The following is a 15474-nucleotide window of genomic DNA, read 5'->3' as shown; positions in this document are numbered from 1 at the left end:
GTGGTGCGCCGGGTCGTGTCGATCACGGCCGTGCGTCCCGTCGTGCAGGACGTTCAGCGTGCTGATTAGCTCGTTCGGTGAGCGCAGCCGTCGGAGGGGGCACGATGACGTTGGTATCCAGGGCACGTCCCGGCACGCGGCCGGCGTTCGACGACGGGCTCGTGCCCCGGCTGCACCGCGAACTGGAGGCGTTCTTCGACCGTACGCCCGACCTGGCGCCGGACCTCACCGAGGCGCTGGCCGAGCTGCTGCTGTCCGGCGGCAAGCGCGTGCGGCCGACGTTCGCGTGGTGGGGGTGGCGCGCCGCGGGCGGCCCGGCCGAGGGACCGGGGGCCGACGTGGCGGTGCGCGCGCTGGTCGCCCTGGAGCTGCTCCAGGGCTGCGCGCTGGTGCACGACGACGTGATGGACCGGTCGGCCACCCGGCGCGGCAGGCCCGCGACGCACGTGGCGTTCGCCGCGCGCCACCACCGGGGCCGGTGGGCGGGCGACTCCCGGCACTACGGCGACAGCGCCGCCGTCCTGGTCGGCGACCTGGCGCTGGCGTGGGCCGACGACGCGCTGGTCACCGCCGGGCTGGACGGCGCGGCGCTGGCGCGGGCGTGGACGCCGTGGCAGGCGATGCGCACCGAGATGATCGCCGGGCAGCACCTGGACCTGCTCGCGGGCGCGCGGCGCGAGGAGTCGCTGGAGAAGGCGCTGAACGTGGCCCGGTTCAAGACCGCCGCCTACACCGTCGAACGGCCGCTGCACCTGGGCGCGGCGATGGCCGGCGCGTCACCGCACCTGGTGGAGGCGCTGCGCTCCTACGGCCGGGACGTCGGCGTGGCCTACCAGCTGCGCGACGACCTGCTCGGCGTGTTCGGCGAACCCGAGGAGACCGGCAAACCGGTCGGCGACGACCTGCGCGAGGGCAAGCGGACCCCGCTGATGGCGCTCGCGCTCAACCTGGCCCGCGGCGCGGACCGACCCGACGCGGCACGCGTGCTGCGCGACTGCCTGGAGGGGCACGACGTGACCGACCGGACCGTGGCGGAGGTGCGCGCGCTGCTGTGGGAGCTGGGTGCGGTGGACGCGGTGGAGGAGCGGATCACCTCGCTCACCGGCCACGCGCTCCGGGCGCTCGACCAGGTCGTGCTGGACGCGCCGGTGCGCGCCGCGCTGACCGCCCTGGCGTCCACCGCGACCGACCGGAGGCGGTGACGTGGTGCGCGTCGTGCGTGGCCGCACCGATTCGGTGGTCGTGGTGGGCGCGGGCCTGGCCGGGTTGTCGGCGGCCCTGCACCTGCGCGGCGCGGGGCACGAGGTGACCGTCGTCGAACGGCTCGCCCACCCCGGCGGGCTGGCCGGGCGGCTGGACGTGGACGGCCACCGGATCGACACCGGGCCGACCGTCCTGACCATGCCGGAACTGGTGGACGAGGCGCTGGGCGCGGTCGGCGACCGGCTGGCCGACCGGCTCGAACTGCTGCCGCTGCACCCGGCCTACCGGGCGAGCTTCGCCGACGGCAGCGCGCTCGACGTGCACACCGGGGCCGAGGCGATGGAGGCCGCGGTGCGCGAGTTCGCCGGCGACCGCGAGGCCGCCGGGTACCGCGACCTGCGGGCGTGGCTGACCCGGCTGCACGAGGTGCAGCGCGACCGGTTCATCGGCGCGAACTTCGACACCCCGCTGGACCTGCTCGGGCGCGACCTGGCGGCGTTGGCGGCGCTCGGCGGCTTCGGCACGCTCGACCGGGCGGTGGGCCGGTTCCTGCGCGACCCGCGGCTGCGGCGGGTGTTCACCTTCCAGGCGCTGTACGCGGGGGTCGCGCCCGGCAGCGCGCTCGCGGCGTACGCGGTCATCGCCTACATGGACACCGTGGCGGGCGTGTGGTTCCCGCGCGGCGGGATGCGGGCCGTGCCGCGGGCGATGGCGGACGCGGCGGCGGACGCGGGCGTGGTGTTCCGGTACGGCACCGAGGTGACGCGGCTGGAGTTCGCCGGCGACCGGGCGCGGGCCGTGGTCACCGACGACGACCGCCTCCCGTGCGACGCGGTCGTGCTGGCCGCCGGACCCGCGCAGACGGCCCGGCTGCTGGGCGCGCGGGCGCGTCGCCGGCCGGTGCCGACGCGCTGGTCGCCGTCGGCGGTGGTGGTGCACCTGAGCGGGCCGCGCGGGCGGGACCACGCGCACCACACCATCTCGTTCGGCGACGCGTGGGAGGGCACGTTCGACGAGATCGTGGACCGGGGCGAGCTGATGAGCGACCCGTCGCTGCTGCTCACCACCCCGTCGACCACGGACCCGTCCCTCGCGCCCGACGGGCGGCACCTGCACTACCTGCTCGCGCCGTGCCCGAACCTCGACGCCGGGCCGTTCGACTGGGACCGGCTGGGCGAGGACTACGCCGACCGGGTCGTGGCGGAACTCGTCGACCGCAAGCTCCTCGACGACGACGTGACGCGGCTGTCGCTGACCACCCCGGACGACTGGGCGCGCTCCGGCCAGGCGGCGGGCACCCCGTTCTCGGCGGCGCACACGTTCGCCCAAACCGGGCCGTTCCGGTCGGGCAACCTGCCCTCGCGGCGCGGCAACGTGGTGCTGGCGGGCAGCGGCACCACGCCGGGCGTGGGCATCCCGCCGGTGCTGATCTCCGGCCGGCTGGCCGCCGAGCGCCTGCGCTCCTGACCGGGCCGCCCGGTCCCGCGGACCGGGCGGCCCGACCCGTCAGGCCGGCGTGGGCGGCTCGGGCGTCGGCGGGACCGGCGGTTCCGTGCCGGGCGCGGGTGCCGGGGTCGGGTGCGGGTCCGGCGGCGAGGGCGGCCGGGGCACCGGGTCCGGGGTCGGCGGCAGCGGGCGGTCGGGCGGTCGGGGCTGCGTCATGAGCACCTCCTGGGTGCGGGCTACCCGGGCGGGCCGGCGTTCAGACACCGGGACGACCACCGCGATCGCCGGGACTGCGGCAGGCGGGTGATCACCGCGTCCCCACCGGGTGACGAGGGGTACGGCGGCGGCCCGGGGACGGCTACCGTCGCACCCGCCGCGACCTGGGGAGGGGCACATGCGCGTGCCGGGTGCCGTGCTCGACCGCAGTCCGCTGCCCGCCCGGATGTGGCCCGACGGCGCGTCCGACGCCGTGCGGGTCGTCTACCAGGGGCTCGGCTACGACGGGACGGGGCGCCGGGTCAGCGGGTCGGTGTTCCTGCCGCGCCGCGACGCGCCGCCGGGCGGCTGGCCGGTCGTGGCCTACGCGCACGGCACCACGGGCCTGGCCGACCACTGCGCGCCGTCCGAGGCGGGCCTGAGCAGGCTGGAGCGCGAGCACGTCGGCCGCTGGCTGGTCGCCGGGTACGCGGTGGCCGCCACCGACTACGAGGGCCTCGCCACACCCGGCCCGCACCCGTACTTCAACGGCGAGGCGGTCGCCGACGACGTGGTGGACGCCGTGCGCGCGGCCCGCCGGCTCGACCCCCGGGTCGGCCGCACGTGGTTCGTCGCGGGCTTCTCCCAGGGCGGGCACGCGGCGCTGTTCACCGGCCTCATGGCCACCGGGTACGCCCCGGAGCTGGACTTCCGCGGCACGCTCGCCCTCGCCCCGCCGGTCCACCTGCCGCTGCTGGTCGACCTGGTCACCACCGACGGCACGCGCCCGCTGTCGGTGCTGCTGCCGTTCCTGCTGGCGGGCGTGCGCGCCTCGCACCCGGACTTCGACGCCCGCCCGCTGCTCACCGCCGCCGGCGGCCGGCTGCTCGACGTGGCGGCGTCGGCGAGCCTCGTCGACATGTTCCGCGCGGTCGCCCGCCTGACCAACGACGACGGCGGCACCACCGGCCTGCCCGCCCGGCCCGGCGTCGACCCGGTGCTGCGCGCGTGCCGCGTGCCGGTGTCGCGGATGGACCGGCCCGTCTACCTCACCGCGGGCACCGCCGACGAGGTCGTGCCGCTGGAGGTGGTCGAGCGGTTCGCCGCCGACCTGGCCCGCGCGGGCACCGTCCTGCGCTTCGACCGCCACGCGGGCGCGGCGCACGCCGACGTGCTGGCGGCGGGCCACGACGACCTCGTGGCGTGGACCGACGCCCTGCTGGAGCGACCGCCCGACCCCGTGCCCCGGTCCGGCCCGTTCGACGCGGACGGCGACGGCGTGCTCACCGCGGACGACTACGAGGTGTTCGCGCTGCGCCTGGTGCAGGCGTTCGGCGAACCGCCGGGCTCGCCGAAGGCGCTGGCCGTCCGGCACGGCTACCGGGCGCTGTGGCGCGGCGTCGCCGACCGCTCCGACACCGACCTCGACGGGCGGGTCAGCCGCGCCGAGTTCCTGCGCTGGCTCGACGACGGCCACCACGACGGCTTCGAGGACGCCGTGCGCCCGCTCGCCGAGGCCGTCCTCGCCCTGGCCGACACCGGGGACGGCACCGGGGACGGCACCACGACCACCGCCGAGCTGACCCGCCTGCTCACCGCGTGCGGCCTGTCCCCGGCCCGTGCGGCGGCCGTCCTGACCACCCTCGACGGCGACGGCGGCGGCACCGTGTCGACGGCGGAGGTGGTCGACGCGGTCCGGGACTTCTGCCTCGACCCCGTGCCGGGCAAACCGGGCGACTGGCTGTTCGGCCGCCGGTGACCGCCGCCGCGCACCGGGCTGAGCCCCGCGCGCACCGGGCCCAGCCCCGCGCGTACCGGGCTCAGCCCCGCGTGCCCACCGCCGCGCGCTCCTCGACGCGGTCCCCGCCGGGGCGCACCGGGACCGGGCGGGTGCCCGCGACGCGGTCGTGCCAGCCCAGCTGGTCGCGGCGGAACACCGGCACCGCGAACGTGCCGACGAACACCAGCGCGATGACGAACACGTCCAGGCCGAACTGCCACCACGTGTCCGAGAGGGGCGAGACGAAGACCGCGTAGGTGAACAGGCCCGTCACGCCGAGCAGTTCGCGCAGCACCACGCGCAGCGGGTTGGGCCACGAGCCGTCGGCGCCGCGCAGCCGGTGGCGGAGCAGCCACCCGCCGGGCGTCCAACCGCCGCTGACCGCGGGCAGCACCACCCGCAGCGCCACCGCGAGCGCCAGCGCCCACACCGGGTCGGGCGGCAGCAGGAACTTCGCCACCAGCACCACGGCGAACAGGTCGACCACCAGCGCGGCGACCCGGCGCGGCACGCTCACCGCGCCCGGCAGCGCCGCCGACTCCTCCGCGGCGGGCACGGTCGGCACGACGAGCGCGACCGGCGCGACCATCCAGCCGACCAGCGAGCCGGCCGTGTTGGAGATCAGGTCGTCGACGTCCGCGATCCGGTACGGGCACGGGAAGATGCCCATGTTCCCGGTGTACTGCACGACCTCCACGGCCAGGGACACGCCGAGGCCGATGGCGATCACCGCGAGCGGTCCGCGCCGGTAGGCCCGGCGCAGCACGATCCCCAGCGGCACGAACAGGGCCACGTTGAACGCCTGCTGGACGAACGCCTGCGACGTCACCATCGCCTGGATGCCCGAGCGCCCGGTGGCGGCCATGTTGTTGCGCATGTCGGTGACCCACTGGAACGGCGTCGTAGACAGCATCGTCTCGCCCCGGCACACCGTCGCCCGGTCCGGGAACGGCAGGAAGATCAGCGCCAGCGCCACCAGCCCGTAGGCCAGCAGGCCGTAGAGGACGAACGCGCGCCGCGGCTCGACCCGCCCGAAGCGCCAGTAGTGCAGCGCCGCCAGCGGCAGCAGGACCAGCGCGCCGACACCGACGAAGGTCAGGAAACCCGCGCGTGCGGGTTCCAGGTACGAGCTCAACATGTCCACCGCTCCGGCAGGGTCAACGCGAGGGCAGCGCGGGGTTCCGCGCAGGCGTACGAGACGAGGTGACCACTCCTTAACCACTCGCCGCCGTGCTCAAACCCGACGCCGCCGTTCGGACGCGCGCGCCGGCGTCCGCGCGCGTCAGCCCTTGAGGTCCGGCAGGACCTCCTCGCCGAACAACCGGATGGTGTCCAGCACCTCCTGGTGCGGCAGGCCGCCGATGTCGACCATCACCAGCTGGGCGTCCAGCCCGAGCAGCTCGGCCAGCGCGTTGAGCCGGTCGCTCACCTCGGTCGGGTCGCCGCACACCGCCGCGCCGTCCATCACCGCGTCCACGTCGACCGCCCCGTTCCCGCGCCACGGGTCGGCGAAGTGGGCGTAGGACGCCAGGTGCGGTCGCCACCGCTCGCGCGCCCGTGCCGCCGACGGCGCGACGAACACGTGGCTGGGCAGCGCGACCCGGCCCCGGCCGCCCATGGCGGCGCGGTAGCGCTCGACGACCGGGCGGTGCGTGCTCGGGTCGCGCAGGGTGCTCGGCAGCATCAGCGGCAGCCCCAGCTCCACCGCGAGGTCCGCGGACACCGCCGAACCGCTGCCGATCCACACCAGCGGGCGCGGCTGCTGCACGGGGCGCGGCGTCGTGGTGACGTCGACCAGCGGGCTGCGGTAGCGGCCCTGCCACGTCACGTGCGGTTCCTCCAGCAGCCGCAGCAGCAGCCTCAGGTTCTCGTCGAACCGCGCCCGCAGGTCGTCCTGGACGCCGAACGCCACGTCGGTGCGCTGCGACACCCCGCGTGCCACGATCAGCTCGGCGCGGCCCCGGGACAGCACGTCCAGCGTGGCCAGCTCCTCGGCGACGCGCACCGGGTCGTGGTGGGCGAGCAGCGTGACGCCGGTGGACAGCCGCAGCGTGGACGTGCGCGCCGCGATGGTGGCCAGCAGCAGCTCCGGCGCGGAGACGATGTAGCGGGTGAAGTGGTGCTCGCCGATCGCGACGCCGGTGAACCCGGCCTCCTCGGCCACCACGGCCTGCTCGACGATCGCGCGCAGCCGGTCGGCCTCGGTGACGACCCGCCCCGTGGCGGGGTCGGGCAGGTGGTCGCCCAGGATCAGCAGGTAGACGTCCATCCGGCAATCTTGCCCCGCCGGACCGCCGCGGGACCCGACCGCCCTCGACCGGTCCCCGGGCCGACCGAGGTTACCGGTAAGTAGTATCCGGGGATGGAGTGGACCGAGCCCGGCGCGTTCGAGGTCGCGCCCGGCGTGCACCGCATTCCCCTGCCCCTGCCGAACGACGGCCTGCGCACGGTCAACGTGTACGCGATCGACGACGGCGACGGCCTGGTCCTGATCGACTCCGGCTGGTCGCTCGACGAGGGCGAGCGCGCGCTCGTCGCGGCCCTGGACGGCCTCGGGCGCGGGCTGGAGGACGTGCGCCGGTTCCTCGTCACCCACCTGCACCGCGACCACTACACGATGGCGGTGAGCCTGCGCCGCCGCTTCGGCACCCGCGTCGCGCTCGGCGCGGGGGAGCAGCCGTCGATAGAGCGCATCCTGGCCCGCGCCCGCGACGGCCAGGTGGCGAGCCTGCGCGAGTGGGGCGCGCCGCACCTGGCCGAGGCGTGGCGCGCCGTGCTGGCCGCGACCGGCGAGGACGCGCTGCGCGACTACGAGGAGCCCGACGAGTGGCTGGGCGAGACCGAGGTGGGGCTGGCCAAGCGCGTGCTGCGGGTCGTGCCGACGCCCGGTCACACGCGCGGGCACGTGGTGTTCGTGGACGCGGCGTCGTCGCTGCTGTTCGCGGGCGACCACGTGCTGCCGCACATCACCCCGTCGATCGGGTTCGAACCGGCCAGGCCCGCCCTGCCGCTGGGGGACTACCTGGACTCGTTGCGCCTGATCCGCACCTACCCGGACCTGCGGCTGCTGCCCGCGCACGGTCCCGTGACGGAGTCGGCGCACGCCCGCGTGGACGAGTTGGTCGCGCACCACGAGGAGCGCCTGGAGGCCACCCTGGCCGCCGTGGGCACCGGCACCGGCACGGCCCACGAGACGGCGGCCAGGCTGGGCTGGACCCGACGTGCCCGCCGCTTCGCCGACCTGGACCTGTTCAACCAGGTCCTCGCCACCGGCGAGACCGCCGCCCACCTCGACGTCCTGGTCCGCCGCAACCTCCTGACCGCCACCCCTACCCCAGACGGCCCCACCACCTACACCCTCCCTTAACCGCGAGAGTCCAACGCCCAGGCCCCGAGAGTCCAACGCCCAGGTCGGGTGAGTCGTACGTTCGGGACCCTTGAGTTCTTTACTCGCGAGTAAAGAACTCAAGGGTCCTGAGCGTTGGACTCTCGGGGCCTGGAGGTTGGACTCTCGCGGTTAGGCAGGGTGCGGCGGGTGGCGTTCGGCAGGCGGGCGGCGACGCCGTCGGCCCAGGCGCGCAGGCGGGCGTCGCTGCTCGCGCTGTCCAGCACCAGCACCGGCACGTCGACCGCGCCCAGGTCCGGCGCGGTGCCGGTGGTCGTCAGGTCGTAGGCCGTGGTGTGCGCGACGGACTCCAGCACCGGCCACCCGGGTGAGCGCCGCGCGCCGGCCACCACCGCCTCCGGCACGCCGACGACGGTGTCCGCGTCTTCCTGGCCGCCTACGGGCCCCGGAACGCGGAGCGCCGAGGGCCGGCCGGGGACTAGCGGGGCAGCTTGACCACGGTGACGAAGAAGTCGTCGATCTGGCGGACGACCTCGATGAACCGGTCGAAGTCCACCGGCTTGGTGACGTAGGCGTTGGCGTGCAGGTTGTAGCTGCGCAGGATGTCCTCCTCCGCCTCCGACGTGGTCAGCACGACCACCGGGATCGTCCGCAGCGACTGGTCGGCCTTGATCTCGCCGAGCACCTCGCGGCCGTCCATCTTCGGCAGGTTCAGGTCGAGCAGGATCAGCCCCGGCCGCGGCGCGTCCTCGTACTGGCCCTCGCGGCGCAGGAACTCCAGCGCCTCCACGCCGTCGCGTACCACGTGCAGCTGGTTGCGGATCTTGTGGTGCTCGAACGCCTCCTGCGTCATCAGGGCGTCACCCGGGTCGTCCTCGACCAGCAGTACGTCGATCACGTTCAGCGGGCTGCTCATTGCTCGTCGTCCTCTACTGCCGGGAGGGTGAACTTGAAGGTCGTGCCGGACTCCTGCGCGGTGTCCAACCAGATCGTGCCACCGTGGTACTCGATGATCTTCCGGCACATCGCCAAGCCGATCCCGGTGCCCGGGTAGTCGTCCTTGTGGTGCAGGCGCTGGAAGATGACGAAGATCCGCTCAGCGTACTCGGCGTCGATCCCGATCCCGTGGTCGCTGACGGTGAACGTCCAGAACTCACCCGTCCGCTCCACGTCCACCCGCACCTGCGGCGGTTCCTCGCCGTGGAACTTCAGCGCGTTGCTGATCAGGTTGCCGAACACGCCGCCGAGCAGCGACGCCTCGCCGCGCACCGTCGGCAGCTCGCCCACCTCGATCGTGGCGTGCGTGCGCTCGATGACCTCGGAGTAGTTGTCCAGCACCTGCGCGACCAGCTCGTCGCAGTCGACCAGCACCTGCTCGCGGCTGATCCGCCCCACCCGGGAGAACGCCAGCAGGTCGTTGATCAGCACCTGCATCCGCTTCGCGCCGTCCACGGCGAACCGCAGGTACTGCTCGCCGCGGTCGTCGAGCTGCCCGGAGTAGCGTCGCTCCAGCAGCTGGCAGAACGACGCCACCTTGCGCAGCGGTTCCTGAAGGTCGTGCGAGGCGACGTAGGCGAACTGCTCCAGCTCGCCGTTCGACCGCTTCAGCTCGGCGAGGTCGTTCAGGATGCGCGACCGCATCGCCTCGACGTCCTGGCCGAGCATCACCGTCTCGCGCGGTCCGCCCACCTCGACGGTGTGCGTGTAGTCGCCGGACGACACCTGCCGCACGTCGCTCGCCAGGTCCCGCAGCGGCGCGATCAGGATGCGGTACAGCATCACCGCGACCCCGGTGATGATCAGCACCAGCAGCACGCCCAGCCCGACGACCAGGTACAGCACGTCGTCGGCGACGTCGTCGAGCTCGCCGCGGGCCTCGTCGGAGGCGGCGTTGAGCCTGTCGACCAGCTGGTCGACGGCGGTCCGGACCCGGTCGAACAGCTCCTTGCCGCGCTCCGGGTCGGCGAGCGCGGTCTGCGGGTTGCCGGACACGTAGACGAGGTTGACCAGCGGCTCGGCGTAGCTCTGCCGCCAGTCGGCCGCGAGCTGGTCGAGCTCGTCCAGCTCGCGCACCAGGTCCGGGCGCACCGGCCCCAGCAACCGGCGGGCGGTCGCGATGGCCTCGCCCTCGGCCCGCTGCCCGTCGGTGTAGGGGGTGAGGAAGTCGCGGTTGGCGGTGAGGACGTACCCGCGCACCCCGGTCTCCTGGTTGACCAGCGCGTTGTCCACCTGGAGCACCATGCGCCGGGAGGGGCCGATCTGGTCGAGCAGCAGCACGCGGGCGTCCGACAGGCCGGCCAGCGCGACCGCCAGACCGCCGATCGCGCCGGCGCAGACGATGATGAGGATCGACACGGCCGCCACGAGGAGACGGGCGGCGGGCCAGCGGGTGCGGTAGTCCACTTCAGTCCCGGTCCGAGATGAGCAGTACGGCCATGTCGTCGTCCAGTTCCCCGCCGTTGAGCTCCTTAACCCTCGCGATCAGGTCGTCCAGCATGGCCGACGGCTCCCGCGCCCAGTCCGGCCGCCCGCCGGTGATGTCGCCGATCAGCTCGATCAAGCGCTCGGAGCCCAACCGCTCCGGGTCGCCCAGCACCCGGCCCTCGACCAGGCCGTCGGTGTAGAGCAGCATCGTCCAGCCGGGCGGCAGCGGTACGTCCAGGCCGCTCCACGTGCTGTCCGGCAGCACGCCCAGCGGCAGGCCCGCCCGGTCCCGGGGCAGCTCGACCACGCGGTCGCCGACGAGCAGCATCGGTTCGGGGTGCCCGGCGAGGTACACGCGGGCCCAGCGGCGGTCGGGGGAGATCGTCACCATGCACGCCGTGGTGAACAGGCCCGGCTGGTGCCGCTCGTGCTCCAGGATCTCGTGCAGCGTGCGCAGCACCCGCGACGGCTCCTGGCCGGCCAGCACCAGCGCCCGCCACGCGATGCGCAGGAACACGCCCAGCGCCGCCTCGTCCGGTCCGTGGCCGCACACGTCGCCGATGAGGACCTGCAACGTGCCGTCGGGGGTGCGCACCGCGTCGAAGAAGTCGCCGCCGAGCAGCATCCGGCTGCCGCCGGGCCGGTAGCGGAACTTCACCTCCAGGTCCTCGCCGTGCAGGATCGGGGACGGCAGCAGGCCGCGTTCCAGGCGGGTCTTCTCCGCCGCCAGCAGCTGCTCGTCGCGCAGCTGCCGCTGCGTCTCCTCGGCCCGCTTGCGGCCGACCGCGTAGCGGATGCTGCGCGCCAGGCCCACGCCGTCGACCTGGCCCTTGACCAGGTAGTCCTCCGCGCCCGCGGCGACCGCCCTGGTGCCCTGGTGCTCGTCGTTCAGGCCGGTGAGGACGATGATGGCCACCGGCGCCGGGTGGCCGAGCAGGCGGGTCAGGCCGTCCAGGCCCGTCGTGTCGGGCAGGCCCAGGTCGAGCAGCACGCAGTCGGCGCTGCCCAGCAGCCTCTCGGCCTCGCGCAGGGTGCGCGCGCGGTGCAGCGAGACGTCCGCCTCGACCTCGTCCAGCAGCGCTTCGACCAGCACGGCGTCGCCCTCGTCGTCCTCGACGAGCAGCACGTTGATGCGGTCCACCGCGGTGCGCGGTGCGGGGAGCCCTGCCACGGGGGAGGAGATTAGTCGAACTCGATCAGCGCCGGGCGACGGCGGTGCACGGGGGTGCGGTGACCGGCGTCGGGGGCATGACCGAGGATCGCGCTGTGACGTTCTCCCGGATGGTGGCGCTGACCCCCCGCCTGCCGCGCCGAGGCAGGGGTTTCTGGTACTCCGTGGCCATCGACCTGCTGTGGCCGCTGGTGGTGCTGTTCGTCCGCATGGGCATGGCCGGCCGGGCGAACGTCCCCCGGCGGGGTGCCGTGCTGCTCGCGTCGAACCACCTGTCGAACGCGGACCCGGTGACGCTCACGGCGTTCGCGCTCGCCGCCGGCCGCGTGCCCCGCTACCTGGCGAAGGCGAGCCTGTGGAAGGTGCCCGTCCTCGGGTGGGTGATGTCGTCCGGGCGGCACATCCCGGTCGACCGCGGGTCGGCGCGCGCCGGGCGGGCCGTGGACGGCGCCCGCGCGTCCCTGGAGGCGGGGGAGTGCGTCATCGTCTACCCGGAGGGCACGTTCACCAGCGACCCGGACGGCTGGCCGATGCGCGGCAAGAACGGCGTGGCGCGGCTCGCGCTGGCCACCCGGACCCCGGTGCTGCCGGTGGCGCAGTGGGGCGTCCGCGAGCTGCTGCCGCCCGGGTCGTTCGTGCCCCGGCCGTGGCGGCGGGTGACGGTGGCCGCGGGGACCGAGGTGGACCTGTCGGACCTGTACGGGCTGGAGCCGACCAAGGCCGTGCTGGACGAGGCCACGGCGCGGATCATGGACGCCATCACGACCCTGCTCGTCGGCGTGCGGGACCTCCCACATCCTGGGAGGCGGTGACGGGGTGCGGTGGTGTCGCTAGCGTCCTGGCTCACTTCCCCTCCCACATCGTGGAGCGTGAGCGATGTCCGACCACCGCGTGAACGAGGACTGGCTGGCCGTGGGCGTGGGCCTGGCGCTGTTCGCCCTGGCCCTGCTCGGCGTCATCACCCCGGGGCTGGTGCCGTGATGGCCGCCGACGGGCGCGCGGCGCGGGAGAGCGCCGCCGGGACGAACGCCGCGGAGACGAACGCCGCCGGGGTGGACGCCGCCGGGACGAGTGCGGCCGAGCAGAGCGCCGCCGGGGTGGACGCCGCCGGGACGGACTCGGCCGGGGTGAACGCCGCCGGGGAGGGTGCCGGCAGGTCGCCGCTGCTGTTCGCGGCACTGGGCGTGCTGGTCGTGCTCGCCCTGTCGTGGGTGGCCCGGTGGCTGTCCACCGGCGTGCCGGAGTGGACCGAGGGCACCGGTGCCGAGGGGCTGGGCGCGGCGGTCGAGTTCCCGGTCTACGCGATCCTGCTGGGCCTGCTCGGCAACGCCGCGCTCGGCGCGCTCGGGTGGCGCGACCGGCTGGCCGGCGGGTTCCGCACCGAGTTCTTCATCAAGACGGGCCTGGTGCTGCTGGGCGCGTCGATCAACCTGGCCGTCATCGCGGGCGCGGCCGGGCCGGCGATCGTCCAGTCGGTGGTCCTGATCAGCGTCGTGTTCGGCTTCTCCTGGTGGCTGGGCGGGCGGCTCGGCCTGGAGGACAAGCTGCGGGCCCTGCTGTCCGCGGCGGTGGCGATCTGCGGCGTCAGCGCGGCCATCGCCGCGGCGGGCGCGGTGCAGGCCAAGCGCGAGCAGCTCGCCTACAGCGCGAGCCTGGTGATCGCGTTCGCGCTGCCGTCGATCTTCCTGCTGCCGCCGGCCGCGACCGCGCTCGGCCTGGACCCGCGCTCCACCGGGGCGTGGATCGGCGGCAACATCGACACCACCGCCGCCGTGACCGCGGCCGGCACCCTGGCGGGCGAGGAGTCGCTCCAGATCGCGACGATCGTCAAGGTGACCCAGAACGCGCTGCTCGGCGTGGTCGCGGTGGCGCTGACGGCCTACTTCGCGCTGAAGGTCGAGCGGTCCGCCGCGCCCTCGGGGTCGCGGGCGCGGCAGCTGTGGGACCGGTTCCCCAAGTTCGTCCTGGGGTTCCTGGCCACGTCGGTCATCGCCACGGCGTACCTGTCGGCGAACCCGGCGGGCAAGGCGCAGGTCGCCGTGGTGAACGACCTGCGCACGTGGTTCCTGATCCTCGCGTTCGTGTCCATCGGCCTGGAGTTCCGGGCGGGCGCGCTCAAGCAGGCCGGCTGGCGGCCGGTCGGCGTGTTCGCCGCCTCGACCGCGGTCAACGTGGTGGTGGCGCTAGGGCTCGCGGTGACCCTCTTCTGACGGCTCCGGCGGCGGGGTGCTCCGCCCGGAGCGCTCCCAGTTCAGGAACTGCCCGGCCGCGGTCGACAGGCTGGTGAGCAGCCACACGGCCACGCCCGCGTCGTCGGTCACGCCGATCAGCGGCAGCAGCTCGGGCAGCACGTCGATCGGCGACACCAGGTAGACGGCGGCGAACGCCCAGGTGGCGAGGGTGGTCGTCGGCAGCCCGTACGCCTTGCGCTCCCGCAGCAGCCGCGGGAGCGCCTTGGCGCGCTGCACCACGTTGCCGACGGGCCGCCGCTCGCCGTCGTGCTCCCACCGGCGCCGCCTGCGCAGCGCCCACGCCACGCCGGCCGCGACGCCGAGCACCAGCGCGACGGCGCCGACCGCGCCCGGCGGCAGGCCGAGCACGTCGGCGTCGCGCCACAGCAGCGTGCCGAGGCCGATCAGGGTCAGCACCACGGCGAGGGCGATCATGTCCCCATGCTAGTGGCGGTACGCCGCCCGTGCGGTCCGGGAAAACCCCTGAACGGACCATTGGGCCGTTCGGTCGCGACCGGGTTGCTCCGTCCTGTGTGGACGAACGACGGGACCCCGCGGCGCGTGGGGCGTCGCGGGGTCCCGGGTGTGGTGCGGGCGGGTCAGATGCCGCAGGACGGCGCGGACCAGAAGCGGCTGCTCCGGTGGTCCACGTGGGTGTGGTCGTTGTGGTCCGGGTAGCCCGGGCCCAGGATGCCGTTGAAGCCGTGGTTGCGGGCCTGCTGGGCCAGGCGGCACAGCGAGTGCGGACCCGAGCCCAGGTCCACGGCGTCACCGTAGAGGTGGCGGGAGTTCGACGCCCCGCCCGCCGCGTTGTTGCACGCCACGCTGCGGAAACCGCTGGTCACGCGGATCGCCTGGTCCCCCAGGGCGTGCCGCAGGGCCTGGAGCTTCCACATCGAGACGAGTGCGTTGGCCTTCGCCGTCGCGGCCGAGACGTTGCCCCCGGCCCAGGTGGAGTTGCAGTTGTTGAGCTCGGCGTACGAGAAGTTCACCGGCGTGCAGTCGTCGTCCTGCAGGGCGTAGATGCGCGAGTACGTCGCGCTGCCCGCCACGCCGTCCGCGCCCAGCCCGTAAGCCTGCTGGAAGCGGATGAGGGCGGACCGGGTGGCGGGGCCGAACTGGCCGTCCAGCCCGAGGACCGCGCCGGTGCCGGGGTAGCCCGACAGGCGGATCTGCAACTGGCGCACGTCCTCGCCGGACGCACCCTGGGACAGGGTCCGGTTCCACGTGTAGCAGCCGTCGGCTTGCGCCGAACCGCCACCACCGACCAGGAGCACGACGGCGACCAACGACAGCGACGCCAGGAAGGACAGGACACGTCGGAGCACAGGGACCTCCAGACCTCTCGACAATCAAGCGGAGGTCCGGAAGCCTGCCGGTAGTTGAAAACTTACGTCAATCTGTCTCCGATGTCTGAAAAATTCACACAAGAGGAATAGCTTGTGAACGCCGGGTGCCGACGCCCCCCCCGGCGGTCACCGCCTGCGCTCGCCGACCGCCGCCCACAGCAGGCCGGCGGAGGCCACGACGCACATGCCCGCCGCGGCGCTCCGCCACGCCGTCTGGTCCTCCACGGCCAGCACGCCGTTCCACAGCGCCACCGCCAGGAAGACCGTGGCCAGCCCGACCAGCACCCGCGCGCCCCGCGTCCTCATACCTGAACAGCGTTCACGCGAGG

Annotated in this window: 16 protein-coding genes; 6 read left to right on the top strand and 10 right to left on the bottom strand. The window is 74.4% G+C overall.

Annotated features, from left to right (window positions below):
• Nucleotides 1-104: 104 nt before the first annotated feature.
• On the top strand, nt 105-1202 hold the full coding sequence (locus tag ACRAKJ_RS30740; protein WP_438921560.1) for a polyprenyl synthetase family protein: 1098 nt from the start codon (nt 105-107) through the stop codon (nt 1200-1202).
• A gap of 4 nt (nt 1203-1206) precedes the next feature.
• Nucleotides 1207-2670, top strand: coding sequence for a phytoene desaturase family protein (gene crtI / locus ACRAKJ_RS30735; RefSeq protein ID WP_438921559.1), 1464 nt, complete (start codon nt 1207-1209; stop codon nt 2668-2670).
• A gap of 39 nt (nt 2671-2709) precedes the next feature.
• Here the strand turns inward: crtI and ACRAKJ_RS30730 are convergent, their stop codons facing one another.
• A complete protein-coding gene (locus ACRAKJ_RS30730; RefSeq protein ID WP_438921558.1) occupies nt 2710-2865 on the bottom strand; it encodes a hypothetical protein in 156 nt (51 codons plus the stop codon).
• Nucleotides 2866-3043: 178 nt separating this feature from the next.
• On the opposite strand from ACRAKJ_RS30730, the gene ACRAKJ_RS30725 reads away from it, so the two are divergent.
• Complete coding sequence (locus ACRAKJ_RS30725; RefSeq protein ID WP_438921557.1) at nt 3044-4603, top strand: lipase family protein; 1560 nt, start codon at nt 3044-3046, stop codon at nt 4601-4603.
• Nucleotides 4604-4664: 61 nt separating this feature from the next.
• Here ACRAKJ_RS30725 and ACRAKJ_RS30720 read toward each other — a convergent pair whose 3' ends face one another.
• The gene (locus tag ACRAKJ_RS30720) at nt 4665-5762 is read right to left on the bottom strand and encodes a VanZ family protein (protein WP_438921556.1); all 1098 of its coding nucleotides are present in this window, start codon (nt 5760-5762) and stop codon (nt 4665-4667) included.
• Nucleotides 5763-5906: 144 nt separating this feature from the next.
• The gene (locus ACRAKJ_RS30715) at nt 5907-6893 is read right to left on the bottom strand and encodes an LLM class flavin-dependent oxidoreductase (RefSeq protein WP_438921555.1); all 987 of its coding nucleotides are present in this window, start codon (nt 6891-6893) and stop codon (nt 5907-5909) included.
• A 93-nt stretch (nt 6894-6986) separates the two neighbouring features.
• On the opposite strand from ACRAKJ_RS30715, the gene ACRAKJ_RS30710 reads away from it, so the two are divergent.
• Nucleotides 6987-7991: an MBL fold metallo-hydrolase gene (locus tag ACRAKJ_RS30710; RefSeq protein ID WP_438921554.1), complete on the top strand. Its 1005-nt coding sequence runs from the start codon at nt 6987-6989 to the stop codon at nt 7989-7991.
• A 98-nt stretch (nt 7992-8089) separates the two neighbouring features.
• Here ACRAKJ_RS30710 and ACRAKJ_RS30705 read toward each other — a convergent pair whose 3' ends face one another.
• From ACRAKJ_RS30705 to ACRAKJ_RS30690, 4 genes are all read right to left on the bottom strand, one after another.
• Nucleotides 8090-8374 carry a hypothetical protein gene (locus ACRAKJ_RS30705; RefSeq protein WP_438921553.1) on the bottom strand — a complete coding sequence of 95 codons (285 nt, stop codon included), beginning with the start codon at nt 8372-8374 and terminating at the stop codon, nt 8090-8092.
• A gap of 74 nt (nt 8375-8448) precedes the next feature.
• Nucleotides 8449-8886 carry a response regulator gene (locus ACRAKJ_RS30700; RefSeq protein WP_438921552.1) on the bottom strand — a complete coding sequence of 146 codons (438 nt, stop codon included), beginning with the start codon at nt 8884-8886 and terminating at the stop codon, nt 8449-8451.
• Nucleotides 8883-10373 (bottom strand): ATP-binding protein, encoded by a 1491-nt coding sequence (locus ACRAKJ_RS30695; protein ID WP_438921551.1) that lies wholly within the window; start codon nt 10371-10373, stop codon nt 8883-8885. The genes ACRAKJ_RS30700 and ACRAKJ_RS30695 overlap by 4 nt, the downstream gene beginning before the upstream one ends.
• Nucleotide 10374: 1 nt before the next feature.
• A complete protein-coding gene (locus ACRAKJ_RS30690) occupies nt 10375-11565 on the bottom strand; it encodes a SpoIIE family protein phosphatase (protein WP_438921550.1) in 1191 nt (396 codons plus the stop codon).
• A gap of 110 nt (nt 11566-11675) precedes the next feature.
• On the opposite strand from ACRAKJ_RS30690, the gene ACRAKJ_RS30685 reads away from it, so the two are divergent.
• Together ACRAKJ_RS30685 and ACRAKJ_RS30680 are read left to right on the top strand one after the other, a co-directional pair.
• Nucleotides 11676-12377 carry a 1-acyl-sn-glycerol-3-phosphate acyltransferase gene (locus ACRAKJ_RS30685; protein WP_438921599.1) on the top strand — a complete coding sequence of 234 codons (702 nt, stop codon included), beginning with the start codon at nt 11676-11678 and terminating at the stop codon, nt 12375-12377.
• Between the two features lie 168 nt (nt 12378-12545).
• The gene (locus ACRAKJ_RS30680; RefSeq protein ID WP_438921549.1) at nt 12546-13775 is read left to right on the top strand and encodes a putative sulfate exporter family transporter; all 1230 of its coding nucleotides are present in this window, start codon (nt 12546-12548) and stop codon (nt 13773-13775) included.
• Here the strand turns inward: ACRAKJ_RS30680 and ACRAKJ_RS30675 are convergent.
• The 3 genes from ACRAKJ_RS30675 to ACRAKJ_RS30665 all read right to left on the bottom strand — a co-directional run bounded on the left by ACRAKJ_RS30675 (nt 13749) and on the right by ACRAKJ_RS30665 (nt 15451).
• Complete coding sequence (locus ACRAKJ_RS30675; protein WP_438921548.1) at nt 13749-14231, bottom strand: DUF1232 domain-containing protein; 483 nt, start codon at nt 14229-14231, stop codon at nt 13749-13751. The genes ACRAKJ_RS30680 and ACRAKJ_RS30675 overlap by 27 nt on opposite strands.
• A 164-nt stretch (nt 14232-14395) precedes the next feature.
• Nucleotides 14396-15124 (bottom strand): D-Ala-D-Ala carboxypeptidase family metallohydrolase, encoded by a 729-nt coding sequence (locus tag ACRAKJ_RS30670; protein WP_438921547.1) that lies wholly within the window; start codon nt 15122-15124, stop codon nt 14396-14398.
• A 147-nt stretch (nt 15125-15271) separates the two neighbouring features.
• Nucleotides 15272-15451, bottom strand: coding sequence for a hypothetical protein (locus ACRAKJ_RS30665; RefSeq protein ID WP_438921546.1), 180 nt, complete (start codon nt 15449-15451; stop codon nt 15272-15274).
• Between the last annotated feature and the right edge of the window lie 23 nt (nt 15452-15474).

It is taken from the genome of Saccharothrix sp. DSM 118769, from assembly GCF_052936295.1.
This window is presented reverse-complemented; position numbering and strand designations above follow the sequence as displayed.

Bases quoted from the DNA above. Each gene is read 5' to 3' on its own strand.
- ACRAKJ_RS30720 (WP_438921556.1), bottom strand. From the start codon at position 5,762: ATGTTGAGCTCGTACCTGGAACCCGCACGCGCGGGTTTCCTGACCTTC.
- ACRAKJ_RS30685 (WP_438921599.1), top strand. From the start codon at position 11,676: ATGGTGGCGCTGACCCCCCGCCTGCCGCGCCGAGGCAGGGGTTTCTGG.
- ACRAKJ_RS30710 (WP_438921554.1), top strand. From the start codon at position 6,987: ATGGAGTGGACCGAGCCCGGCGCGTTCGAGGTCGCGCCCGGCGTGCAC.
- ACRAKJ_RS30700 (WP_438921552.1), bottom strand. From the start codon at position 8,886: ATGAGCAGCCCGCTGAACGTGATCGACGTACTGCTGGTCGAGGACGAC.
- ACRAKJ_RS30725 (WP_438921557.1), top strand. From the start codon at position 3,044: ATGCGCGTGCCGGGTGCCGTGCTCGACCGCAGTCCGCTGCCCGCCCGG.
- ACRAKJ_RS30730 (WP_438921558.1), bottom strand. From the start codon at position 2,865: ATGACGCAGCCCCGACCGCCCGACCGCCCGCTGCCGCCGACCCCGGAC.
- ACRAKJ_RS30715 (WP_438921555.1), bottom strand. From the start codon at position 6,893: ATGGACGTCTACCTGCTGATCCTGGGCGACCACCTGCCCGACCCCGCC.
- ACRAKJ_RS30675 (WP_438921548.1), bottom strand. From the start codon at position 14,231: ATGATCGCCCTCGCCGTGGTGCTGACCCTGATCGGCCTCGGCACGCTG.
- ACRAKJ_RS30740 (WP_438921560.1), top strand. From the start codon at position 105: ATGACGTTGGTATCCAGGGCACGTCCCGGCACGCGGCCGGCGTTCGAC.
- ACRAKJ_RS30680 (WP_438921549.1), top strand. From the start codon at position 12,546: ATGGCCGCCGACGGGCGCGCGGCGCGGGAGAGCGCCGCCGGGACGAAC.
- ACRAKJ_RS30665 (WP_438921546.1), bottom strand. From the start codon at position 15,451: ATGAGGACGCGGGGCGCGCGGGTGCTGGTCGGGCTGGCCACGGTCTTC.